The organism is Mesorhizobium sp. M7A.F.Ca.AU.002.02.1.1 (assembly GCF_003998535.1).
Classification (GTDB): domain Bacteria; phylum Pseudomonadota; class Alphaproteobacteria; order Rhizobiales; family Rhizobiaceae; genus Mesorhizobium; species Mesorhizobium ciceri.
The window spans coordinates 1-675 of sequence record NZ_RZPB01001398.1; the positions used below are offsets into that span (position 1 = coordinate 1).

Consider the following 675-nt stretch of genomic DNA (forward strand, 5'->3'; position numbering starts at 1 on the left):
GCCGCGAGGTGATGGCGAGGCCGAGGCCGGTCCCCTCGTGCCGCCGCGTCGATGAAGTGTCGACCTGGCTGAATTTCTCGAAGACCAGTTTCAGTTTTTCCTCGGGGATACCGATGCCCGTATCGGTGACCGAAATGGTGAGCTTCGTTCCGGCTGGAGCCCTCTCGCCGGTGACGTCGACCAGCACATGGCCCTCATCGGTGAATTTCACCGCATTGCCGAGCAGGTTGGTGACGATCTGCCTGATGCGGCCGACATCGCCGATGAATAGGCTCTCGAGCCGAGGCTCGACACGTACGATCAGCTCGAGGTCCTTCTCCTTGGCGCGCGTCGACACCAGCGTCGCCACGTCCTCGATCGCCTCGGCCAGATTGAAGGGCGCCGGATCGAGCACCAACTGACCGGCATCGATCTTGGAGAAATCCAGTATGTCGTTGATGATGGTGAGCAGCGCATTGCCCGACTTCACGATGATGTCGGTAAACGTCTTCTGCTTCGGGTCGAGGTCCGATTTGGCCAGCAGTTCGGCCATGCCGAGCACGCCGTTCATCGGCGTGCGTATCTCATGGCTCATATTGGCGAGGAATTCCGACTTGGCGCGGTCGGCGAGCACGGCGCGCTGACGCGCCTCGCGCAGTTCGGCCTCCCGCATCTTCAGCTCGGTGATGTCGGTGG

Annotated in this window: 1 protein-coding gene; it reads right to left on the reverse strand. The window is 61.8% G+C overall.

Translation table 11 applies throughout. The features are described from left to right. Window positions 1-675: histidine kinase dimerization/phospho-acceptor domain-containing protein (locus tag EN879_RS37965; RefSeq protein ID WP_245493959.1), on the reverse strand; the 675-nt coding region annotated here is incomplete at both ends.